This is a genomic window from Nonomuraea sp. NPDC049725 (assembly GCF_040674795.1).
GTDB classification, from domain to species: Bacteria; Actinomycetota; Actinomycetes; order Streptosporangiales; family Streptosporangiaceae; genus Nonomuraea; species Nonomuraea ceibae.
The window spans coordinates 123,977-144,162 of the sequence record NZ_JBFANJ010000017.1; the positions used below are offsets into that span (position 1 = coordinate 123,977).

Genomic DNA, 20,186 nt, shown 5'->3' on the forward strand with positions numbered 1-20,186 from the left:
CCCATCAAAGTCCCCCAGGTGTGCCGTTTGGGGGACTTATCGCCGTCCACGTTTTTCAGGCCGGACGGAACGAGTCCCGCTCGACCGGGGCCGCGTGCTTGATCATTAGGTGACGGGTCACCGCGTACTCCTGGACCGCTTCCTGGCTCATGTCCTTGCCGAAGCCGCTGCCCTTGACGCCGCCGTGAGGCGCCTCGCTGGCGATCGGGAGATGATCATTCACCCAGGTCACGCCCACGTCCAGGCGGTGCGACACCCGCATCGCGCGGGCCACGTCACGCGACCAGACCGACGAGGCGAGACCGTAGGGCGTGTCGTTGGCCAGCCGGACCGCCTCGTCCTCGCCGTCGAACGGCAGCACCACGAGGACCGGGCCGAACAGCTCCCCCTGGACGATCTCGCTCTCCTGTGCGACATCGGTCACAAGCGTGGGCGGGTAGTAGAAGCCGGGACCCTCGATCGGGGCGCCTCCGTGCAGCACCCGGCCGCCCGAGCGGGAGACAAAGCCGTGCACCCGGTCGCGGTGCGCGGCGGAGATGAGCGGGCCGATGTCGGTGGCCGGGTCCCAGGGGTCACCCACCGAGATTTCGGCAAGAGTTGCCCGAAACGCCTCCACGGCGTCACCGTAGACCTCGCGGGCGACGTACACGCGCGTAGCCGCCGTACAGTCCTGACCGGTGTTGTAGGTGGCGCCCATCGACACGCCGCGCGCCGCCTCGGCCAGGTCGGCGTCCTCGAAGACGAGCGCGGGGGCCTTGCCGCCGAGCTCCAGGTGCACCCGCTTGAGCGTGCCGGCCGCGCCGGTCATGACGGCCCGGCCGGTCTCGGTCGAGCCGGTCACGCTCACCATGTCCACGCCCGGGTCGGTGACCAGGGCCTGGCCGACGTCCGCGCCGCCGGTGACGACCTGGACGAGCCCGTCGGGCGCGCCCGCCTTCGCGAACAGCTCGGCCAGCCGCAGCGTCGTGCGCGGCGTCTGCGGGGCCGGCTTGATCACCACCGCGTTGCCCGCCGCGACGGCCGGGCCGACCTTCCACACGGCCATGATGAACGGGAAGTTCCACGGCGCGATCGACCCGACCACCCCGACGGGGCGGCGCAGCAGGACCGAGGTGTAACCGGCGCTGAACACCCCGGCGCCGGTCCCGTCGAGCGAGCGGGCGGCCCCGGCGAAGAAGCGCAGGTTGTCGGCCGCGAACGGCAGCTCGCCGTCCCTGAACACGGCCGCCGGCTTGCCCGTCTCCTCGACCTCCAGCCGCGTCAGCTCCTCAGCGTCGGCCTCCACCAGATCCGCGAGCCGCAGCAGCAGCCGCGAGCGCTCGGCGGGCGTCGTCTGCGCCCACTCGGCGTAGGCGTCCCTGGCCCGCCGGACGGCGGCGGCCACGGCCTCCACGGAGCTGTCGGGGACCTCGGCGCACACGAGACCGGTGGCCGGGTTGATCAATTCACGCATGGATATCTTTCCCTGCTCGGTACGGGGGGCCGTACCTACTTCTGGCCGAGCTGCTCGATGAGGTCGGCGGCCTTGCGCAGACCGTCACGCTCGCGGACCTCCGCACCGGCGGCGGCGAGCCTCGCGCGGAGGTCGTCGTCGCCGAGCAGGCGCTCCAGCGCGCCCTTCAGCTCCTCGTCCGTGAACGTGTAGGTCGAAAGCCTGACACCATAGCCCAACTCGGCCACCCGCTGCGCGTTGTCGTACTGGTCCCAGAAGAGCGGGAGCAGGATCATCGGCTTGCCGAAGTGGATCGCCTCGGTGGTGGTGTTGTTGCCGCCGTGCGTGATGACCAGGTCACACAGCGGGATGACCTTCGTCTGCGGGACGAACTCGGCGCCCCACATGTTGTCGGCCAGCTTGATCTCCTCGTGCAGCGAGCCCTTGGAGACGATGTACTGGTGCGGCGTCGTGGCGAGCACGTCGATGACCCGCTGCATGAGCTCCACGTCGGCCGAGCCGAGCGAGCCGAGCGAGAAGTAGACCAGCGAGCCCTCGTTGCGCGCGAACGGCAGCTCGAACTCCTCCTCGGTCTCGCGGACCGACGAGTCGAGGCGGTGCCAGGTGTCGCCCAGCGGCCGGTCGGCCACGTAGTCGAGGATCTCCGGGTAGACGTACAGGTTCAGGTCGCCCTCGTGGATGAAGTCGAGGTCGGGCAGCGGCTCGGTGCCCTGCTCGACGCACCACTCGTTGAACGCGGTCCACAGCTCGCGGTGGGTGCGGTCGTACTCGGCGCGGAAGTCGTCCCACTCGGAGCGGTCGGCGGCGGGCAGGCCGGAGAAGACCGGCGCGATGTTCTCGCCGCGCATCTCCAGCGGGTTGCAGGAGACGATGCGGACGAACTTCTTGCCGGCCGTGAGCAGCGCCGGGAACGTGATCACGTTGTCCTCGACGATGACGTCCGGCTGGACCCGCTCGATGATGCGCTTGAGCTGCGGCTCGCAGTACTTGGCGCCCTCGATGAGCTCTTCCCAGATGGGCTTGGTGACGGTCTCGAGCTGCTCGCGGGTGCTCTTGCGGTACTCGGGGGCGGTGTCGCGGATGAAGTCCTTCCAGAACTGGCCCGCGTCCTGCTCCTCCTCGGCCGGCGGTGCCAGGTCGACGAGGTCCTCCTCGAAGCCCAGCGCCTCCAGCTTGCCCTTCCACGACGACTCGGCGGCGAAGACGACACGGTGGCCGCGACGGCGCAGAATGTCGCCGATGCCGATGCTGTTGTTGGTCGGCCCGTAGGCGCTTTCCGGCATGAACAGAATGGTGAGAGACATGGGCACACTCCGGGGGGATCTAGCCATTTGAAGAGGAATTCAAATACGCATCTAGCGCGTTGGTCAACTTCAGGGCACTATTGTCACGGATTACTGAACGACAGACGAACATGAGGGCAAGGTGGTGAAGATGGCCCAGCGCAAGAGCCGTACTGACCGGCGCATCGACCTGATCGAGGCGGCGCGGCGGGCCATCATCCGCTTCGGCATCGACGGGGTGCAGCTCTCGCACGTCGCCGAGGAGGCCGGGCTGACCTCCGGGGCGGTGCTCTACCACTACCCCGACCTGAGCGAACTGCTCGTCGAGGCGCAGCACGCGGGCATGGAACGCTTCTACGAGCAGCGGCTGCGGCAGATCGCCGCGCTCACCGACCCGGTCGCCAAGCTGGTGCTGACGATCCGCTCCGGGCTGCCCACCGGGCCGCTGGACCCGGACGTGCGGCTCCTCAACGAGCTGGGCGGGGCCGCCGGGCGCAACCGCGTCTACGGGGTGCTGCTCACGTCGCTGTACGACCGCCAGGTGTCGATGTACCAGTCGATCCTGGACACCGGGCAGGCGCTGGGCGTGTTCAGGCTGACGGCCGACGCGCTGTCGATCTCGCGCAACCTGGTGGCGCTGGAGGACGCCTACGGCTACCGCATCACGGCCCGGCACCCGATCATCGGCCCCGAGGAGGCGGCCGAGCTGATCCTGTCCTACGCGCGCACGGTGACGGGCAACGACCTGCTTCATTGATCCACCGGGATGATCACCGCGTCGCCGGCCGTCCAGTTGAGCGAGACCTCCTCGCCCGGCTGGACCGTGCCGGCGCCCTGCACGGCGACCAGCACCGGCTTGACCCGCCCCGGCACGTCGACCGAGATGTGCGAGACGCCGCCGTAGAAGCTGACGTCCAGCACGGCGCCCCTGAGGCCGCCGCTCTCCGCCAGCCTGATCTTCTCCGGCCGGACGCCGAGCAGCGCCTTGGCGCCGGTCTCCAGCTCGCCCAGCGGCGTGCCCGGCAGGTCGCCGAACTCCCCCGCCGCCAACGTCTCAGGACCGCCCACGGTGCCCTCGAACAGGTTGTTGGCCCCCACGAAGTCGGCCACGAACCTGGTGCGCGGCCGCTCGTACAGGGCGACGGGCGCGTCCACCTGGCGCACGCTGCCGCTCTCGAAGACCGCGATGCGGTCGGCGAGCGACATGGCCTCCTCCTGGTCGTGCGTGACGACCACGAACGTGATGCCGACCTCGTTCTGCAGCCGCTTGAGCTCCAGCTGCATGTCGGCGCGGACCTTCTTGTCCAGGGCCGACAGCGGCTCGTCCAGCAGCAGCAGCCGGGGCCGCTTGACGATGGAGCGTGCCAGCGCCACGCGCTGCCGCTGGCCGCCGGAGAGCTGCTGCGGCTTGCGCCCGGCGTGCGCCGACAGGCCCACCGTCTCCAGCACCTCGCCGACCCGCTTCTTGATCTCGTCGCGGGGCAGCTTCTCCCGCTCCAGCCCGTACGCGACGTTCTTGGCCACGGTCATGTGCGGGAACAGCGCATACGACTGGAACATGAGGCTGATCGGACGCCGGTTGGGCTGCTTGGCCAGCAGGTCCTCGCCGTCGAGCGTCACGGTGCCGCTGTCGGGCGTCTCGAAGCCGGCGATGATGCGCAGCAGCGTCGTCTTGCCGCAGCCCGACGGGCCGAGCAGGGCGAAGAACTCGCCCTGCCCGATCTCCAGCGACACCCCGTCGAGCGCGGTGACGTCACCGAACCTGCGGGTGACCCCGTCAATCTTGAGCACGCGACTCCCCGATCTTGGTCAGGCGCTGCCCCGCGATCACCGCGGTGAAGCTCACCAGGAGCAGGATCGCGGCCAGCGCATTGATCTCCGGGGTCACCCCGAAACGGATCATTGAATAGATGACGATCGGCAGCGTCTGCTCCATGTTGCCGATCGTGAAGAACGCGATGACGAACTCGTCCAGCGACAGCGTGAACGCCAGCAGCGCGCCCGCCACGATGCCCGGGGCGAGCTGCGGCAGCGTCACCTTCATGAACGTGGTGACCGGTCCGGCGCCGAGGTCGCGCGAGGCCTCCTCCAGCGAGGTGTCGGTGCCGCTGAGCCGGGTGCGGACCACGGCGGCGACGAACGCCATCGCGAACAGGCCGTGCGCGAGCACCACCGAGTAGCGCCCGAGCGTGAGCTGGATCATGCCGAAGAACAGCAGCAGCCCGATCGCGATCACCAGGTCGGGCAGCACCGCCGGCATCAGCGAGAGCGCCTCCAGCGTCTTCGACCTGGAGTAGCGGGCCAGGCCGACGGCCAGCAGGGTGCCCAGCACGGTCGCGATGAGCGTCGCGCCGGTCGCCACGATCAGCGTGTTGACCAGGCCCTTCAGCACCCGTTCGTCCTTGGCGAGCTCGCCGTACCACTTGAGGCTGAACCCCTCGTAGGTGTAGGCGGACTCGCCCGAGTTGAACGACATGACGACGAGCACGACGATCGGCGCGTACAGGAAGACGTACGTGAGCCAGAACGGGACGTGGAGCAGGCGGGAGCTACGCACGGCGCGCCACCCAGGCCTGCACGACGAGCAGCACCAGCAGCGCCGCGATGAGCGCCAGCGCGAGCGTCGAGCCGAACGGCCAGTCGCGCGCCGACAGGAACTCCTTGCGGATCAGGTTGCCCACCATCGCCGACTTGCCGCCGCCCAGCATCTCGGGGATCACGAAGTTGCCCAGGCTCGGCACGAACACGAACAGGCTGCCGGTCATCACGCCGGGGAGCGTCAGCGGCAGCGTCACCTTGCGGAACGTGGTGAACCCGGACGCGCCCAGGTTGGCCGACGCCTCCCGGAGCTGCGGGTCGAGCTTCTCGATCGTCGCGTACAGCGGCAGCACCATCAGCGGCAGGTAGGAGTAGACCAGCCCGGTGACGATGGCGCCCTGGTTGTAGAGCAGCTCGTACGGGCCCAGCCCGATGGCCTCCAGCCCGCTGTTGATCAGGCCTTCGCCGTTGAGCAGGATGATCCAGGCGTAGACGCGGATGATGAAGTTCGTCCAGAACGGCAGGACGATCATCACCAGCGCCACCGTCTTCCACCTGCCCGGCAGCCGCGTGATCAGGTAGGCGGTCGGGTAGCCGACCAGCAACGCGATCAGCGTGGCCAGGCCGGCCAGCTTCAGCGACTCGACGACCACGCTCAGGTAGAGCGGGTCGAACAGGCGGGAGAAGTTCTCGGTGGTGAACTCGTAGACGACGCCGCCGAAGCGGCCACGCTGGAAGACCGTGTAGCTGAGCACCATCGCGAGCGGCACCAGCAGCAGCACGATCAGGTAGGTCAGCCCCGGCGAGAGGAAAACGAACGCGCCCAGCCGGCGGCCCCGCGAGGGGGACACCGGCCGGGCCTCGGTATCAGCCTTCACCGCAACTAGCTGGCCGTGATCTCAGAGGACAGGCGCGTGAACTTGGTCGACGCCTGGCCGAGGTCGATGATCGACTCGCCGTTGAGCAGCTCGGCGGGCTTGATGCCCAGCAGCGAGCCCGGCGCGATCTTCACCTTCTCCATAGCGGCCTTGTTGGGCACCTTGTAGTTGATGTTCTCGGCGGCCCAGCGGTGCACCTCGGGGTTGAGGATGTAGTTGATGAAGGCGTGCGCGGCCTCCTTGTTCTTGGAGGACTTCATGATCACCATGGTGTCCACCCAGAGGTCGCTGCCCTCCTTCGGCACCTCGAACTTGATGTTCTGCTTCTCGTGCGTGGTCGGGCACCAGCCGTCCCACGCCTCGACCATGAGGGCCTCGCCGCTGATCAGCTTGTCGCCGAACGTCGTGTCGTCGAAGGCGAGCAGGTGCGGCTTGGCCGCGAGCAGCACCTCCTTGACCTTGGCGATCTCCTCGTCCTTGTCGGTGTTGACCGAGAAGCCGAGCGACTTGAGCGCGGGCAGGGCCAGCCAGCGCTCGGTGGTCATGAGCGTGACCTTCTTGTCGGCCCAGGCCGGCGGCTTCAGTAGATCGTTCCAGCTCGTCGGCTTCGACTTCACCAGGTCGCTGCGGTAGCAGATGCCGGTGGTGCCCCAGGTGTAGGGGACGGAGTACTTGTTGCCCTTGTCGTAGGAGAGCTGGGTCGCCTCGGGGTAGAGGTTGGCCAGGTTCGGGATCAGCTCGGGGTGGATCGGCTCCAGCAGGCCCTGCTCGTTGAGCGCCTGGGCGTACTGGCCCGACACGAACGCCACGTCGATCCCGTGGTCGCCGCCGGCGGTGAGCTTCGTCATCGCCACTTCGTTGGTCTCGTGCAGGGTGACCGTGAGCTCCTTGATCTTGAGCTCTTTCTTCACCATGGCCTGAAGCTCTTCAGGGGTGTAGCCCTCCCACACGGTCACGGCCAGCGACTGCTTGGTGAGGTCGGCGTTGGGGTTGAGCGCGGCGGCCGTCGCCTGGGTCGCCGTCTCTGCACTGTTGGTCGACTCACCGCCGCACGCCGCTGCGGCGAGCGCGAGGCCGGCCACCGCGACGGCGGCCGGAAGACGACGGGTGAACCGGGTACGGGACAAGGCCGCTACTCCTTATGAAATGGCGATGTACGAGGGGTCTCGCGACCAACTGGACACGGCAGACCAGAGCAGGAGTGTTGCAGCAGAAATCAACATGAGCAAGACTTTGGCGGACATTGCTACCTGGAAGTTTGGTCCAACTGTTGAATTCGGATTCAATATGGAGCCGGTTGATCTCTCTCGGTGAGAACCCGCTCACCGCGCGGGATCGCGGCCTCACGGCGGCTCTCCTGGCGTCGCTGGACGGCCCCGTGCCGCCGCCCTTCGCCGTCCGCCGGTATCTGCCGCTGCCCACTTTCTCGCACAGCCCAGAGGATCTCCACACTGGGGTCCCAGCCGAACGCGACTTCGGACCACACGTAGACCAGACAAACTACTCGGTGATCGTGGGTGAGCAGGTCGTCGTCAAATGGCTCACCCCGCCCGTGCCCCTGCCCCACCCCACTCCCGAAGTGTTCGCCCACCTCGTTGAGGCGGGCTTCAAACAGACCGCGCCCCCGTACGCCGCCCTCACCCGGGCCGAGGGCGACCGGGAGCTCCTGCTCGCCCTCGTGACCGGCTACCTGCCGGAAGCCACCGACGGGTGGGAATGGTGCGCCGACGAGGCCGCCGCCGGGCGCACCGGGTTCGCCCCCGCGCTCGGCGAACTCGCCGCCGGGCTCCACCTCGCCCTGGCGACCCTGCCCGGCGCCCCGCCCAGCGGCACCGACCTGTCCGGCCGGGCCGGCACGGCGCTCCGCGACGCGCTCGACCTCACCACCGGCGACGACGGCGACTGGCTCGCCCGCCACGCCCACCGCCTGCGCGCCGAGCTCGCCCCGCTGGACAGCCCCGTCACCGGCCCGCTGATCCGCGTCCACGGCGACCTCCACGTCGGCCAGATCCTCCGGTGGCGCGACGGCTACGCCGTCATCGACTTCGACGGCAACCCCACGCTCACCGGCGCCGACCCGTACCAGCCCGCCGCCCGCGACGTCGCCCAGCTCACCACCAGCCTCCAGCACGTCGCCCAGGTCGCGATCAAGCGCCGCGGCACCGCGCCCGCCGACGCCGCCCGCTGGGCCGCCGGGGCCCGCGCCGCCATGCTCGACGCCTACCGCGCCCACCTGGCCCGCCACGACCGCGCCGGCCTGCTGGACGAGACCCTGATCCGCCCGTTCGAGATCGAGCAGGAGTGCCGCGAGCTCATCTACGCGGCCCGCCACCTGCCCCGATGGCGCTACGCCCCCATGGGCGTGCTGCGCACCTGGTACCACGAGGAGACCCCATGAACCCCGAGCTCTACCTGGCCGACCTGGAGGCCAAACCCGCCGCGCTCACCGCGCTCGCCGACTCGCTCGACGCCGCCGACCCGTTCGCGGCGCTGCCCGGCGGCATCGAGCGGGTGCTGTTCCTCGGCATGGGCAGCTCCCGCTACGCCGCCGGCGTCGCCGCCCTGCGCCTGCGCGCCGCCGGCGTCTCCGCCCACGCCGAGTACGCCTCCGCCGCCGCCTCCTACCCGCCCGATCCCCGCACGCTCGTCGTGCCCATCTCCGCCACCGGCGGCAGCCGCGAGACCCTCGACGCGCTCGCCCGCTACACCGGCGGCGCCTCCCCCGTCGCCGCCCTCACCAACACCCCCGGCTCCGCACTCACCGCCGGCGCCGACCTGGTCGTCCCGCTGCTCGCCGGCCCCGAGGAAGGCGGCGTCGCCTGCCGCACCTTCCAGCACACGCTGGCGCTCCTCCTCGCGCTCGAATCCCGCCTCACCGGCTCCGGCCGCGACGTCGCCGCCCTCGTACGCCGCGCCGCCGAGGCCACCGCCGACCTGCTCGACCGCCGCGACGACTGGCTGCCCCTGACGCTCGAACTCCTCGACGGCCCCCACGGCGTCTACGCCCTGGCCCCCGCCGAACGGCTGTCGTCGGCCCAGCAGTCGGCGCTCATGGTCCGCGAAGGCCCGCGCCGCGCCGCCGACGCCTGCGAGACCGGCGACTGGGCGCACGTGGACGTCTACCTGACCAAGACCCTCGACTACCGGGCGCTGCTCTACCCCGGCTCCCGCTACGACGAGCAGGCGATGGACTGGGTCCGGCAGCGCGGCTCCACCGTGATCTCCGTCGGCGCCGACGTCAAGGACACCGCCGCCGTCATCCGCTACGCCCACGACACCGACCCCGACGTCGCGCTCCTCACCGAGACGCTGGTCGCCGAGCTCGTCGCCGCCTACTGGTGGGCCGCCCAGTAGCTCGTCGAGGTCACAGCCGGCGGAGCCCGCCCAGCACCCGCTCGAGCAGGCTCCGCTCAGGCAACCCGGCGTCGAGCCGCGGCTGGTAGACCCGCACCAGCCCCTCCGCCTCCATGTCCGCCACCAGCACCCGCGCCACCCCCAGCGGCACCGCCAGCAGCGCCGAGATCTCCGCCACCGAACGCACCTGGCGGCACAGCTCGCTGATCCGCCGGTACTCGCGCGTATAGGCCGGGCCCAGCCGCGCCGACGTCGCCGACGACACCAGCGCCTCCATCGCCAGCCCGCCACGCGGCGCCGTCCGGCCGCCCGTCACCGCGTACATCCGCACCAGCGAACTGCGCTCCGGCTCCCCGCCATGCCACGATGCCAACGTCCACTCCCATCACCAGGGGCGCGCGGCCGACAACTCCGCGCGCACATCAGGCGTCAGCACCTGCCCGGCACGCTCGACCAGGATCGTCATCTGATAGGCCACCAGGCCCATGTCACAGTCCGGCGCCGCCAGCACCGCCAGGCACGAACCATCGCTGATCGCCATCACCAGCAGCAGGCCGCGATCCATCTCCACCAGCGTCTGGACGACCTCCCCGCCCTCGAACACCCGCGCCGACCCCTGCGTCAGGCTCACCAGCCCCGCCGCGATCGCCGCCAACTGGTCCGCCCGGTCCTGCGGGAAAGCGCGAGAGAACGCCATCGGCAGGCCGTCCGCCGACACCACCACCGCGTGCGCCACGCCCGGCACCTCGTCGACGAAACCGCTGACCAGCCAGTTCACGTCCCTGGCGCCCTGGCTCAGGTTCCTCATCCGTCCTCCTCAAGCTCGGCCCGGCCCTTGCGGACGCCCTGCTGGTAGCTGGAGAGCCTGGTACGCAACCGGTCCGGCGACACGGGAGGCGCGGGCGGCGGCAACGACGACGGCGGCGCCGACCCGGCCACCAGGTTCGCCCGCGGCGTCCTCCGCGGCAGCCCCGCCCGGGTCACCGCGCCCTCCCCCGCCCCCTGGACCGCCGTACCGGACGTGCCCGCAGAGCCGTTGGCACCCCCACCGCCCGGCACCCGCCCCTCACCATCGGCGCCCCCACCCTCAGCCGCACCCGAGCCGCCCCCAGGCGCCCACCGCGGCCCACCGGACCCCTCCCCCACCACAGCCGGCGCCCCCACCGAAGCCGGCCCACCCTCCCGGGACGGCATCCCCACCGAAGACGGCCCGCCCTCGGGGGAGGTCGCGTCGCCCGGCCCGGTTGCGGCGGGCGCGTCCCCGGACGGCGCACCCTCCGCCGCCCGCACGAACAGTCCCGAGCCGACCGCAGACCCGCCACCCGACCGCCCGGCCGGTGACCGCTGCGGGAGGCGAGGAGCTCCGGAGGCACCCCCTCCCTCAACCGCAGCCGGGCCGCCTACGGGGGAGCGTCGCGGCAGCCGTGGCGCACCGGAGCCCTCCCCCACCAGAGACGCCCCGCCCTCCGGGGATGGCCCACCCTCCTGGGACGGCCCGCCCACTGGGGACGACCCGCCCTCGGGGGATTGCGCGCCCTCGGAGGACGGCGCGGCACCCGGACCGGTGGAGGCGGGGGCGGTGGCGGACGGCGCCTCCCCCATGGCCCGCGCGGAGGCGCCGGGGGTGCGGTGGTCGGGGGTGGGGGACGGTTTGGTGAACCAGCTGGACTCGAGCGAGGCGAAGATCGGCAGGAAGTCGCCCTGGCGGGGAGGGGCGGGCGGTTCGGTGGAGGGGGCGTGGTCGGTGGTGAACCAGGAGGAGGGTTCGGGGGTGGCGTCGGCCGCTGGGGGGCCGGGGGTCGGCGGGGTGGGGGGCTCGGGGGTGGGGAGCGGGGGGACGGGGGGCGGTGGGGTGGTGTCGAGGGCCGGGGTCGGGGGGTGGGGGATGGGGGTGAGGAGGGCTTCGGGGAGGACGACCATGGCGGTGAGCCCGCCGGTGTCCTGGCGGCGGAGCTGGACCTTGATGTTGTGGCGCAGCGCCAGCCGTCCGACGACGAACAGCCCCATGCGGCGCGACACCGACACGTCGACGACCGGCGGGTTGGCCAGGCGCCAGTTGGCCTGGGCGAGTTCGTCGGGGGTCATGGCGATGCCGCTGTCGGAGACGGACACCATGAGGCCGCCGCCGTCGATGCGGTTGCTGGAGATGACGACCTTGGTGTCGCGCGCGGAGAACGACACGGCGTTCTCGATCAGTTCGGCGAGCAGGTGGACGACGTCGTTGACGGCCTGGCCGAGTACGGCGGACTGGGACTGGATCTGGACGCTGACGCGGTCGTAGTTCTCGACCTCGCCGAGTGAGGCGCGGACGATGTCCATGAGCTCGACGGGTTCGCTCCAGCGGCGGGCGGCTTCCTGGCCGGCGAGGACGAGGAGGTTCTCGCTGTTGCGGCGCATGCGGGTGGCGAGGTGGTCGAGTTTGAACAGGTCGCCGAGCCGGGTGTCGTCGCGTTCGCCGCGTTCGAGCCGTTCGATGAGCGTGAGCTGGCGTTCGACGAGGGTCTGGCTGCGGCGGGACAGGTTGACGAACATGGCGTTGACGTTGGCGCGCAGCCGGGCCTCGTCGCCGGCGAGCCGTACGGCCTCGCGGTGGACCTCGTCGAAGGCGCGGGCGACCTCGCCGACCTCGTCGCGGGTGAAGACGTGGATGGGCGGCACTTCGGCGTCGATGTCGCCGTCGCGTGATTCGCGCAGGTGCTGGACGAAGTCGGGCAGGCGGCGGCCGGCGATCTCCAGGGCTTCGGAGCGCAGGCGGCGCAGGGGGCGGACGAGGGAGCGGGCGACGCCGGTGGTGATCAGCAGGACGGCGAGGAGCAGCGCGATGACGGCTCCGGCGATCACGTACGCGCGCTGTCGCTCGTCGGCGCTGAGCGCGTGGGAGCGGGCCAGGATGCCGCCGGCCTGGCGCTGTTCGACGGTGCGCAGGGAGTCGACGACGGTGGTGGACGCCTTGAACCACAGTCCGGCGTCGTCGGCGGTGTTCTGGTCGAGGCCGCGCAGGGGCTGGCCGGCGGTGGCTCGGATGAGGACGAGTTCGCGCAGGAAGAGCATGGCGTCGGCGCTGCGGCCGTTGACGGTCTCGTCGAAGAAGCGCCGTTCGGCGGCGGTGGCCTCGTCGGCGAAGGCGGCGCGTTCGTTCTCCTCGCGGGACAGCTCGCCGAGCAGTCCTTTGAGCTGTTCCTGGCTGATGGCGCCGTCGGTGAGCGCGATGGTGAGCACGGCCTGCTGGAGGGAGAGGCTCTCCTTGGCTCCGGCGAGGGCGTGCAGCATGCGTGACTGGCGGATGAGCTCGTCGTCCTGGCTGCCCTTGATGAGCTCGTCGTGCACGGACAGCAGGTCGTCGATGACGACGGTGTAGAGGTCGACGGCGGGGGCGGCGAGCAGGTCGCCCTTGAGCGCCTGCTGGCGGAGCGTGAGCAGGTCGTCGAGCCGGTTGAGCATGTTCTCGATCTGGTCGGCGGTGCGGCCGGACACGGCGGGCAGGATGGCGGTGGCGCTGCCGCGTACTCGCTGGATGGCTTCGTCGGCGCGGTCGATCCGCTCGTGGACGTCGGCGAGCCGGGACTGGGGGCGGCCGCGGGCGATGTGCCAGGCCATGCGGGCGCGTTCGGCGGCGACCTCGTGGGTGAGGGCGCCGACCTGTCCGGAGAGCTGGGCGAGGCGGCTGGTGCGTTCGTAGTCGGCGGCGGCTCCGGTGGAGGTGAACACCTGGAAGCCGCCGAGGAGCACGGCGGCGGCGGTGGGCACGAGGATGAGCGCGACGAGGCGGGCGCGGACGCGCCAGTTGCGCAGTCGCCAGTTGCCTTCCTCTGGCGGCCGCCGCCCTAACTCTGTACTCACCGAACGCAACCTCTCGCCCGAATCGGCGCTATATGCGACTCGCGGGGAAATCCTGGTAATTGGAACACATGCCGACCAGCTCGGCCAAGAGAACATAACGCGACATAAGTCAACCAGTGTGACTCATGAGCATAGAAGCTGGAGCTCCACATATAGCGCACCTTCAGCGCGAAATACCACTCCAAATCGGCGAATGTCCGTTGATGGGCGTTTGTCGCGTTCCACGTTCATAACAGGGCACATCCGTCACCGCCTCCCCCCAGTCACAGCATTGAGATTGTCGTGAATCCCGACATATGTTTGCCCCCTCAAACCGAGGAGGCGAGAGGTGCGGGTTTCTCCCGACAGCGCGGCCATCGGCGTCGAGGGACTGTGGAAGATCTTCGGCCCCAAGGCGGCGAAGGTGCTGGCGTGCGATGACAGGTTTCTGGACCCCGCCGCACTCAGGGAGAAGACCGGCTGCACGGCCGCCGTGCGGGACGTGAGCTTCGACGTACGGCCCGGCGAGGTGTTCGTCGTCATGGGCCTGTCGGGCAGCGGCAAGTCCACGCTCGTCCGCTGCCTGACCCGGCTCGTCGAGCCGACCGCGGGCCGGGTCACGATCGGCGGCGAGGACGTGGGCGCGGCAGGCCCGGCCCGGCTGCGCGAGCTGCGCCGCCACCACGTCAGCATGGTCTTCCAGCACTTCGGCCTGCTGCCGCACCGCCGGGTGATCGACAACGTGGCGTACGGGCTGGAGGTCCAGGGCGTGGCCCGGGCCGAGCGGCACGCGCGGGCGGCGGAGATCCTGTCGCTCGTCGGCCTCGACGGGCACGCCGGCGCCTACCCCGACCAGCTCTCCGGCGGCATGCAGCAGCGGGTCGGGCTGGCCAGGGCGCTGGCCGTCGATCCGCAGGTGATGCTGTTCGACGAGCCGTTCAGCGCGCTGGACCCGCTGATCCGCCGCGACATGCAGGCCGAGGTGATGCGCCTGCACCGCGAGGTGGGCAAGACCATGGTGTTCATCACCCACGACCTGGCCGAGGCGCTCAAGCTGGGCGAGCGCATCGCGATCATGCGGGCCGGGTCGATCGTGCAGCTCGGCACGCCGGAGGAGCTGGTGGGCGCGCCCGCGGACGACTACGTGGCCGACTTCGTCAGCGACGTGCCGCGCGGCCACGTCCTGTCGCTGCGCTGGATCGCCCGCCCGCCCGAGCCGGGGGAGCCGCTCGACGGCCCGGCGCTCCCGGCCACCACCGTGATCAAGGACGCCGTCGCCGCCGCCTCGGAGTCGTCCCGCCCGATCCGGGTGGTCGACGGCGACGAGCTGGTCGGCCTGGTGGACCGGGTCGACCTGCTCACCTTCCTGTCCGGTCAGGAGACGGGCGGCGCCGGAGTGACGGCGGCATGAGCAGCACGGCGGTCAGCACGCCCCGGGGCCTGCGGGTGCCCCGATGGGTGGCGCCCGCCGGGATCGCCGCCGGGTTCGCGGCGGCGTACCTGGTCTTCCGCGGCACCGGCACGCTGCCGCACGACAGCGAGGCCCCGCAGTTCGCGGCGGTCACCGAGCTGCGCGAGTGGATCGACGACCACCGCAACGACAACCCGGTGTTCCTGTACTTCCTCAACTACGTCCGGCTGTTCGTGGGCGGGGTCTACGGCGCGTTCCACGCGGCGCTGACCGCGCTGGGGTGGCCGGGGCTGATCGGGGCGATGGGGGCGCTGGCGTGGCTGGCGGGCGGCCGGCGGATCGCGGCAGCGGCGGTGGCGGGGTTCTGCTCGTTCGGCGTGCTGGGGCTGTGGGAGTCGAGCGTCGAGACGCTGGCCCTGGTCGCGGCGGCGGTGCTGCTGTCGCTGGCGATCGGGGTGCCGCTCGGCGTGTGGGCGGGGCTGTCGCGGCGCGTGCACCGGACGGTCACGCCGGTGCTGGACGTCATGCAGATCATGCCCACGTTCGCCTATCTGGCGCCGCTGGCGCTGTTCTTCCACATCGGGGCGCCCGCGGGCACGATCGCGACGATGATCTACGCGATCCCGCCCGCGATCCGCATCACCGCGCTGGCGATCCAGCAGGTCTCCCCCACGGCCGTGGAGGCGTCGGCCTCGCTCGGCGCGACCCGGGCGCAGACGCTGGTCAAGGTGCACCTGCCGCTGGCCCGCTCGACGATGGCGCTGGCGGTGAACCAGACGATCATGATGGCGCTGTCGATGGTGGTCATCGCCAACCTGATCAACGCGCCGGGCCTGGGCTCGGACATCATCCTCGGGCTGTCGCGCGCCCAGGTCGGCATCATGCTCCCGGCGGGCGTGGCGATCGTGGTCATGGCGATGCTGCTGGACCGGATGACGGTCGCGGTGGCCAGGCGCGGCCCGCACAGCCGGATCGGCCGCGCCCGCCTGGCCGGCGCGGGCGCGCTGGCGGTGGCGGGGGTGGCGCTCGGGTTCGCGCTGCCGCGCGAGTGGCCGCGGGCGCTGACGATCGACCTGGCCGCCGAGATCAACGACGCCGTCCTGTGGGCCGAGACGAGCTGGTACGGCGTCACCACGTTCGTCAAGGACACCACCTCCTACCTGCTGCTGAACCCGCTGGAGAGCCTGTTCACGTCGGCGCCGTGGTGGCTGGTCGCCGCCGCGGTGCTGCTCGTCGCCTGGCGGGTGAGCGGGGTGCGTCCCGCGCTCACGGCGCTCGGCTGCCTGCTCGCGATCGCGCTGCTGGGCACCTGGGAGCACGCCATGCGGACGATGACCACGGTCGCCGTCGCGGTGAGCGTGACGCTGGTCGTCGGCCTGGCGCTGGGCGTGGCGGCGGCGCGTTCGGCGCGCTGGTCGGCGGTGCAGCGGCCGGTGCTGGACGCGGCCCAGACGATGCCCGCGTTCGTCTACCTGCTGCCCGCGCTCGCGCTGTTCGGCACCACCCGGTTCACCGCGATCTTCGCCTCGATCGTCTACGCCGTCCCGCCGGTCGTCCGGCTGGTCGAGGAGGGCATCAGGAACGTGCCGGGCCCGGTCGTCGAGGCGGCCGTCTCCGCCGGTTCGACGCCCGGCCAGCTCCTGTGGAAGGTCCAGCTCCCGATGGCCAGACGCGCCATCCTGCTGGCCGCCAACCAGGGCATCGTCATGACCCTGGCCATGGTGGTGGTCGGCGGGCTGGTGGGCGCCGGGGCGCTCGGCTACGACGTGGTGCTGGGCTTCTCCCAGCGCACGGACTTCGGCATGGGATTCATCGCGGGCGTGGCGACCGTGCTGCTCGGCGTCATGCTCGACCGCATCACGCAGGGCGCCGACAGGCGCACCTCCCCCCACCAAAGGACAGTCACATGAGGATTCGCCTGCTCGCAGGCCTGCTAGCGCTGGGGCTCGCCACGGCCTGCGGCGGTGCCACCGTGGAGACCGCGCCCAGTGCGACCGCCGCGGAGGGCTCCGCGAGCGCGCCGGCGCCCGCCGGGACCGTGAAGATCGCGATCAACCCGTGGGTGGGTTACGAGGCCAGCGCCAACGTGGTCGCGTACCTGCTGCGCAACGAGCTCGGCTACACGGTGGAGCTGCCGGAGATCAAGGAGCAGCTCGCCTGGGAGGGCTTCGAGACCGGCGACGTGGACGTCATCATCGAGAACTGGGGCCACCCGGACCTGAAGAAGCAGTTCATCCAGGAGAAGAGGACGGCGGTCGAGGCCGGGTCCACCGGCAACAAGGGCGTCATCGGCTGGTACATCCCCAAGTGGATGGCCGACGAGTATCCGGACATCACCGACTGGCGCAACCTGAACAAGTACGCCGGCCTGTTCAAGACGTCGGAGTCGGGCGGCAAGGGCCAGCTCCTGTTCGGCGACCCGTCGTACGTCTCGAACGAGGCGGCGCTGATCAAGAACCTCAAGCTCGACTTCAAGATCGTCACAGGGGGCAGCGAGGCGGCGCTGATCAAGGGCGCCCAGCAGGCGCAGGCGCAGAAGAAGCCGCTGCTGTTCTACTTCTGGGACCCGCACTGGCTGTTCAGCAAGACGGAGCTGGTCCGGGTCAAGCTGCCGGAGTGGACCGAGGGCTGTGACGCCGACCCGAAGAAGGTGGCCTGCGACTACCCGGAGATGGACCTCGACAAGATCGTGAGCACGAAGTTCGCGCAGACCGGAGGCAAGGCGTACGAGCTGGTCAAGAACTTCAGCTGGACCAACGAGGACCAGAACGCCGTGGCCGACGACATGACGAACGGCGGCATGAGCGGCGAGGAGGCCGCCAAGAAGTGGGTGGAGGCCAACCCGGCCAAGTGGCAGGCCTGGATCCCCCGGTAGCCATGCGGATCACGACGATGCTCGCGGGCCCGCTGGCGCTGGTCCTGCTGCTGGCGGCCTGCACCGGCTCCCGGCCCGCCGTCCCGGTGGCCACCGGGGACCGCACGGTCAGGATCGACGTCCACGCGTGGGACGGGTACGAGGCCCAGGCCGCCGTGCTGGCCTACCTGCTCCAGCACGAGCTGGGGTACCGGGTGGAGCGGCGGCCGATGAAGGAGGAGGACTCCTGGGCGGGGTTCGAGTCCGGCGAGGTCGACGTGATCGTGGAGAACTGGGGTCACAACCAGCTGAAGGAGGAGTACGTCGAGCGCAGGAAGGTGGCGCTCTCCGCCGGTCTCACGGGGAACAAAGGGGTGATCGGCTGGTATGTCCCGGAGTGGATGGTCAAGAAATATCCAGACATCACCGACTGGCGGAACCTGAACAAGTACGCGAATCTATTTAAAACTTCAAGATCCGGAAATGCCGGGCAAGTCCTGGACGGCGATCCGACGTTCGTCACCCACGACGAGGCGATCGTCAAGAACCTCGACCTGAATTACCGCGTCGTCTACTCCGGCAGCGAAGCCGCGCTCATCAAGGCGGCCCAGGCGGCGACGAAGAATCGGACGCCCCTGCTGATGTATTTCTACGAACCGCAATGGCTCTTCAGCAAGGTGAAACTGGTCAAGGTCAATCTTCCGCCGCACGCCATCGGCTGCGACACCGTGCCGGCCGAGGTCGCCTGCGACTATCCCCCGTACCTGCTCGACAAGATCGTCAGCAAGCGGTTCGCCGAGCGCGGCGGCCGGGCCTACGAGCTGGTGCGCAACTTCACCTGGACCAACGCCGACCAGAACGCCGTGGCCGCCGACATGGTCAACCGGAAGATCACCGCCGACGAGGCCGCCAGGCGGTGGGTCGAGGAGAACGCGATCGTGTGGAAGGACTGGATGCCCCGGTGAGCACCGGCTACGACTACGTCATCGTCGGCGGCGGGTCGGCGGGCTGCGCGCTGGCCAACCGGCTCAGCGCCGACCCGTCGGCGTCCGTGCTCGTGCTGGAGGCCGGGCGGCCCGACTACCTGTGGGACGTGTTCATCCACATGCCGGCGGCGCTCATGTTCCCCATCGGCAACCGGTTCTACGACTGGCGCTACGAGTCGGAGCCCGAGCCGTTCATGGACGGCCGCCGTGTCTACCACGCCAGGGGCAAGGTGCTGGGCGGCTCCAGCAGCATCAACGGCATGATCTTCCAGCGGGGCAACCCGCTCGACTACGAGCGCTGGGCCGCCGATCCCGGCATGGCGAGCTGGGACCACGCGCACTGCCTGCCCTACTTCAAGCGCATGGAGAACTGCCTGGCCGACCCGGAGTCGCGCTTCCGGGGCGGCGACGGGCCGCTCAAGCTGGAGCGCGGGCCGGCGCGCGGGCCGCTGTTCGAGGCGTTCTTCGAAGCCGTGCAGCAGGCCGGGCACCGGCTCACCGACGACGTGAACGGGTTCCGCCAGGAGGGGTTCGCCGCGTTCGACCGCACCCTGCACCGCGGGCGCAGGCTGAGCGCGGCGCGCGCGTACCTGCATCCGGTGCGGCGGCGGCGCAACCTCACGGTGCGGACGCGCGCGTTCGTCGAGCGGATCACGTTCGACGGCACGCGCGCCACCGGCGTGGTGTGCGACGGGGAGCGCATCACGGCGGGCGAGGTGATCCTGTGCGGCGGCGCGATCAACACGCCGCAGCTCCTCCAGGTCTCCGGCGTCGGCCCGGCCGCCGTGCTGGCGTCCGCCGGGGTGAAGGCGCGCCACGACCTGCCGGGCGTCGGCGCCAACCTTCAGGACCACCTGGAGGTGTACGTCCAGCACGCCTGCACGCGGCCGGTGTCGCAGCAGCCGTCGCTGTCGCTGTGGCGCAGGCCGCTCATCGGCGCGCAGTGGCTGTTCCTGCGCGGCGGGCCGGGCGCCACCAACCACTTCGAGGCGGGCGGCTTCATCCGCTCCAACGACGACGTGGCGTACCCGAACCTGATGTTCCACTTCCTGCCGATCGCCGTGCGCTACGACGGCTCGGCCCCCGCCGGCGGCCACGGCTACCAGGTGCACATCGGGCCCATGTACTCCGACGCGCGCGGCTCGGTGCGCATCACCTCCGCCGACCCGCGGGTCAAGCCGGCGCTGCGCTTCAACTACCTGTCCACCGAGCAGGACCGGCGCGAGTGGGTGGAGGCCGTCCGGCACGCCCGCGCGATCCTCTCCCAGCCCGCCTGGGCCAGGCTCGACGGCGGCGAGCTCAGCCCGGGCCCGTCGGTGCGCACCGACGAGGAGATCCTCGCCTGGGTGGCCAGGGACGGCGAGACGGCGCTGCACCCGTCGTGCACCAGCCGCATGGGCGTGGACCCGATGGCGGTCGTCGACCCCGCCACGATGCGCGTGCACGGCCTCGACGGGCTGCGCGTGGTCGACGCCTCGGTCATGCCGTACGTGACCAACGGCAACATCTACGCGCCGGTCATGATGATCGCCGAGAAGGCCGCCGACCTCGTCCTCGGCAACACGCCGCTCCCCCCGGAACCTGTGCCCTTCTACCGCGCATGATTGACC

17 protein-coding genes are annotated in these 20,186 nt (G+C 70.6%); 8 read left to right on the forward strand and 9 right to left on the reverse strand.

The genetic code is table 11. The features are described from left to right. Positions 1–55 precede the first annotated feature (55 nt). On the reverse strand, positions 56–1,459 hold the full coding sequence (locus AB0J53_RS35410; protein WP_364180502.1) for an aminobutyraldehyde dehydrogenase: 1,404 nt from the start codon (positions 1,457–1,459) through the stop codon (positions 56–58). 29 nt (positions 1,460–1,488) lie between these two features. Further along, a complete protein-coding gene (locus tag AB0J53_RS35415; RefSeq protein ID WP_364180386.1) occupies positions 1,489–2,757 on the reverse strand; it encodes a glycosyltransferase in 1,269 nt (422 codons plus the stop codon). 130 nt (positions 2,758–2,887) lie between these two features. Here AB0J53_RS35415 and AB0J53_RS35420 point away from each other — a divergent pair, with 130 nt between their 5' ends. Then, positions 2,888–3,493 carry a TetR family transcriptional regulator gene (locus AB0J53_RS35420; protein WP_219518116.1) on the forward strand — a complete coding sequence of 202 codons (606 nt, stop codon included), beginning with the start codon at positions 2,888–2,890 and terminating at the stop codon, positions 3,491–3,493. On the opposite strand, the gene AB0J53_RS35425 is transcribed toward AB0J53_RS35420, so the two are convergent. Genes AB0J53_RS35425 through AB0J53_RS35440 form a run of 4 tightly spaced genes read right to left on the reverse strand, consistent with a single transcriptional unit; the run spans position 3,487 to position 7,279 of the window. After that, a complete protein-coding gene (locus tag AB0J53_RS35425) occupies positions 3,487–4,527 on the reverse strand; it encodes an ABC transporter ATP-binding protein (protein WP_364180388.1) in 1,041 nt (346 codons plus the stop codon). The genes AB0J53_RS35420 and AB0J53_RS35425 overlap by 7 nt on opposite strands. Beyond that, positions 4,514–5,293, reverse strand: coding sequence for an ABC transporter permease (locus AB0J53_RS35430; RefSeq protein WP_364180390.1), 780 nt, complete (start codon positions 5,291–5,293; stop codon positions 4,514–4,516). The genes AB0J53_RS35425 and AB0J53_RS35430 overlap by 14 nt, the downstream gene beginning before the upstream one ends. After that, complete coding sequence (locus AB0J53_RS35435) at positions 5,286–6,152, reverse strand: ABC transporter permease (RefSeq protein ID WP_357590483.1); 867 nt, start codon at positions 6,150–6,152, stop codon at positions 5,286–5,288. The genes AB0J53_RS35430 and AB0J53_RS35435 overlap by 8 nt, the downstream gene beginning before the upstream one ends. Before the next feature lie 5 nt (positions 6,153–6,157). Continuing rightward, complete coding sequence (locus AB0J53_RS35440; RefSeq protein ID WP_364180392.1) at positions 6,158–7,279, reverse strand: spermidine/putrescine ABC transporter substrate-binding protein; 1,122 nt, start codon at positions 7,277–7,279, stop codon at positions 6,158–6,160. Between the two features lie 380 nt (positions 7,280–7,659). On the opposite strand from AB0J53_RS35440, the gene AB0J53_RS35445 reads away from it, so the two are divergent. Continuing rightward, positions 7,660–8,550, forward strand: coding sequence for a hypothetical protein (locus AB0J53_RS35445; RefSeq protein WP_364180394.1), 891 nt, complete (start codon positions 7,660–7,662; stop codon positions 8,548–8,550). Further along, positions 8,547–9,506, forward strand: coding sequence for an SIS domain-containing protein (locus tag AB0J53_RS35450; RefSeq protein ID WP_364180396.1), 960 nt, complete (start codon positions 8,547–8,549; stop codon positions 9,504–9,506). Before AB0J53_RS35445 ends, AB0J53_RS35450 begins: the two co-directional genes overlap by 4 nt. A gap of 10 nt (positions 9,507–9,516) precedes the next feature. Here AB0J53_RS35450 and AB0J53_RS35455 read toward each other — a convergent pair whose 3' ends face one another. From AB0J53_RS35455 to AB0J53_RS35465, 3 genes are read right to left on the reverse strand one after another with little or no spacing between them, the layout of a single operon-like run. Next, positions 9,517–9,879 (reverse strand): DUF742 domain-containing protein, encoded by a 363-nt coding sequence (locus tag AB0J53_RS35455; RefSeq protein WP_364180398.1) that lies wholly within the window; start codon positions 9,877–9,879, stop codon positions 9,517–9,519. 12 nt (positions 9,880–9,891) lie between these two features. After that, a complete protein-coding gene (locus AB0J53_RS35460) occupies positions 9,892–10,314 on the reverse strand; it encodes a roadblock/LC7 domain-containing protein (protein WP_364180400.1) in 423 nt (140 codons plus the stop codon). Next, the gene (locus tag AB0J53_RS35465; RefSeq protein WP_364180402.1) at positions 10,311–13,346 is read right to left on the reverse strand and encodes a nitrate- and nitrite sensing domain-containing protein; all 3,036 of its coding nucleotides are present in this window, start codon (positions 13,344–13,346) and stop codon (positions 10,311–10,313) included. The genes AB0J53_RS35460 and AB0J53_RS35465 overlap by 4 nt, the downstream gene beginning before the upstream one ends. A gap of 328 nt (positions 13,347–13,674) precedes the next feature. On the opposite strand from AB0J53_RS35465, the gene AB0J53_RS35470 reads away from it, so the two are divergent. Genes AB0J53_RS35470 through betA form a run of 5 tightly spaced genes read left to right on the forward strand, consistent with a single transcriptional unit; the run spans position 13,675 to position 20,180 of the window. Further along, complete coding sequence (locus tag AB0J53_RS35470) at positions 13,675–14,736, forward strand: glycine betaine/L-proline ABC transporter ATP-binding protein (protein WP_219518265.1); 1,062 nt, start codon at positions 13,675–13,677, stop codon at positions 14,734–14,736. Then, positions 14,733–16,646, forward strand: a complete 1,914-nt coding sequence (locus AB0J53_RS35475) for an ABC transporter permease subunit (protein ID WP_364180405.1) — start codon at positions 14,733–14,735, stop codon at positions 16,644–16,646. The genes AB0J53_RS35470 and AB0J53_RS35475 overlap by 4 nt, the downstream gene beginning before the upstream one ends. Then, positions 16,643–17,611: an ABC transporter substrate-binding protein gene (locus AB0J53_RS35480; RefSeq protein WP_364180407.1), complete on the forward strand. Its 969-nt coding sequence runs from the start codon at positions 16,643–16,645 to the stop codon at positions 17,609–17,611. Before AB0J53_RS35475 ends, AB0J53_RS35480 begins: the two co-directional genes overlap by 4 nt. Before the next feature lie 2 nt (positions 17,612–17,613). Then, the gene (locus tag AB0J53_RS35485) at positions 17,614–18,555 is read left to right on the forward strand and encodes an ABC transporter substrate-binding protein (protein ID WP_357590495.1); all 942 of its coding nucleotides are present in this window, start codon (positions 17,614–17,616) and stop codon (positions 18,553–18,555) included. Further along, positions 18,531–20,180 carry a choline dehydrogenase gene (gene betA, locus AB0J53_RS35490; RefSeq protein WP_364180410.1) on the forward strand — a complete coding sequence of 550 codons (1,650 nt, stop codon included), beginning with the start codon at positions 18,531–18,533 and terminating at the stop codon, positions 20,178–20,180. Before AB0J53_RS35485 ends, betA begins: the two co-directional genes overlap by 25 nt. Positions 20,181–20,186: the final 6 nt, after the last annotated feature.

Bases quoted from the DNA above. Each gene is read 5' to 3' on its own strand.
- AB0J53_RS35415 (WP_364180386.1), bottom strand. From the start codon at position 2,757: ATGTCTCTCACCATTCTGTTCATGCCGGAAAGCGCCTACGGGCCGACC.
- AB0J53_RS35420 (WP_219518116.1), top strand. From the start codon at position 2,888: ATGGCCCAGCGCAAGAGCCGTACTGACCGGCGCATCGACCTGATCGAG.
- AB0J53_RS35450 (WP_364180396.1), top strand. From the start codon at position 8,547: ATGAACCCCGAGCTCTACCTGGCCGACCTGGAGGCCAAACCCGCCGCG.
- AB0J53_RS35460 (WP_364180400.1), bottom strand. From the start codon at position 10,314: ATGAGGAACCTGAGCCAGGGCGCCAGGGACGTGAACTGGCTGGTCAGC.
- AB0J53_RS35475 (WP_364180405.1), top strand. From the start codon at position 14,733: ATGAGCAGCACGGCGGTCAGCACGCCCCGGGGCCTGCGGGTGCCCCGA.
- AB0J53_RS35480 (WP_364180407.1), top strand. From the start codon at position 16,643: ATGAGGATTCGCCTGCTCGCAGGCCTGCTAGCGCTGGGGCTCGCCACG.
- AB0J53_RS35485 (WP_357590495.1), top strand. From the start codon at position 17,614: ATGCGGATCACGACGATGCTCGCGGGCCCGCTGGCGCTGGTCCTGCTG.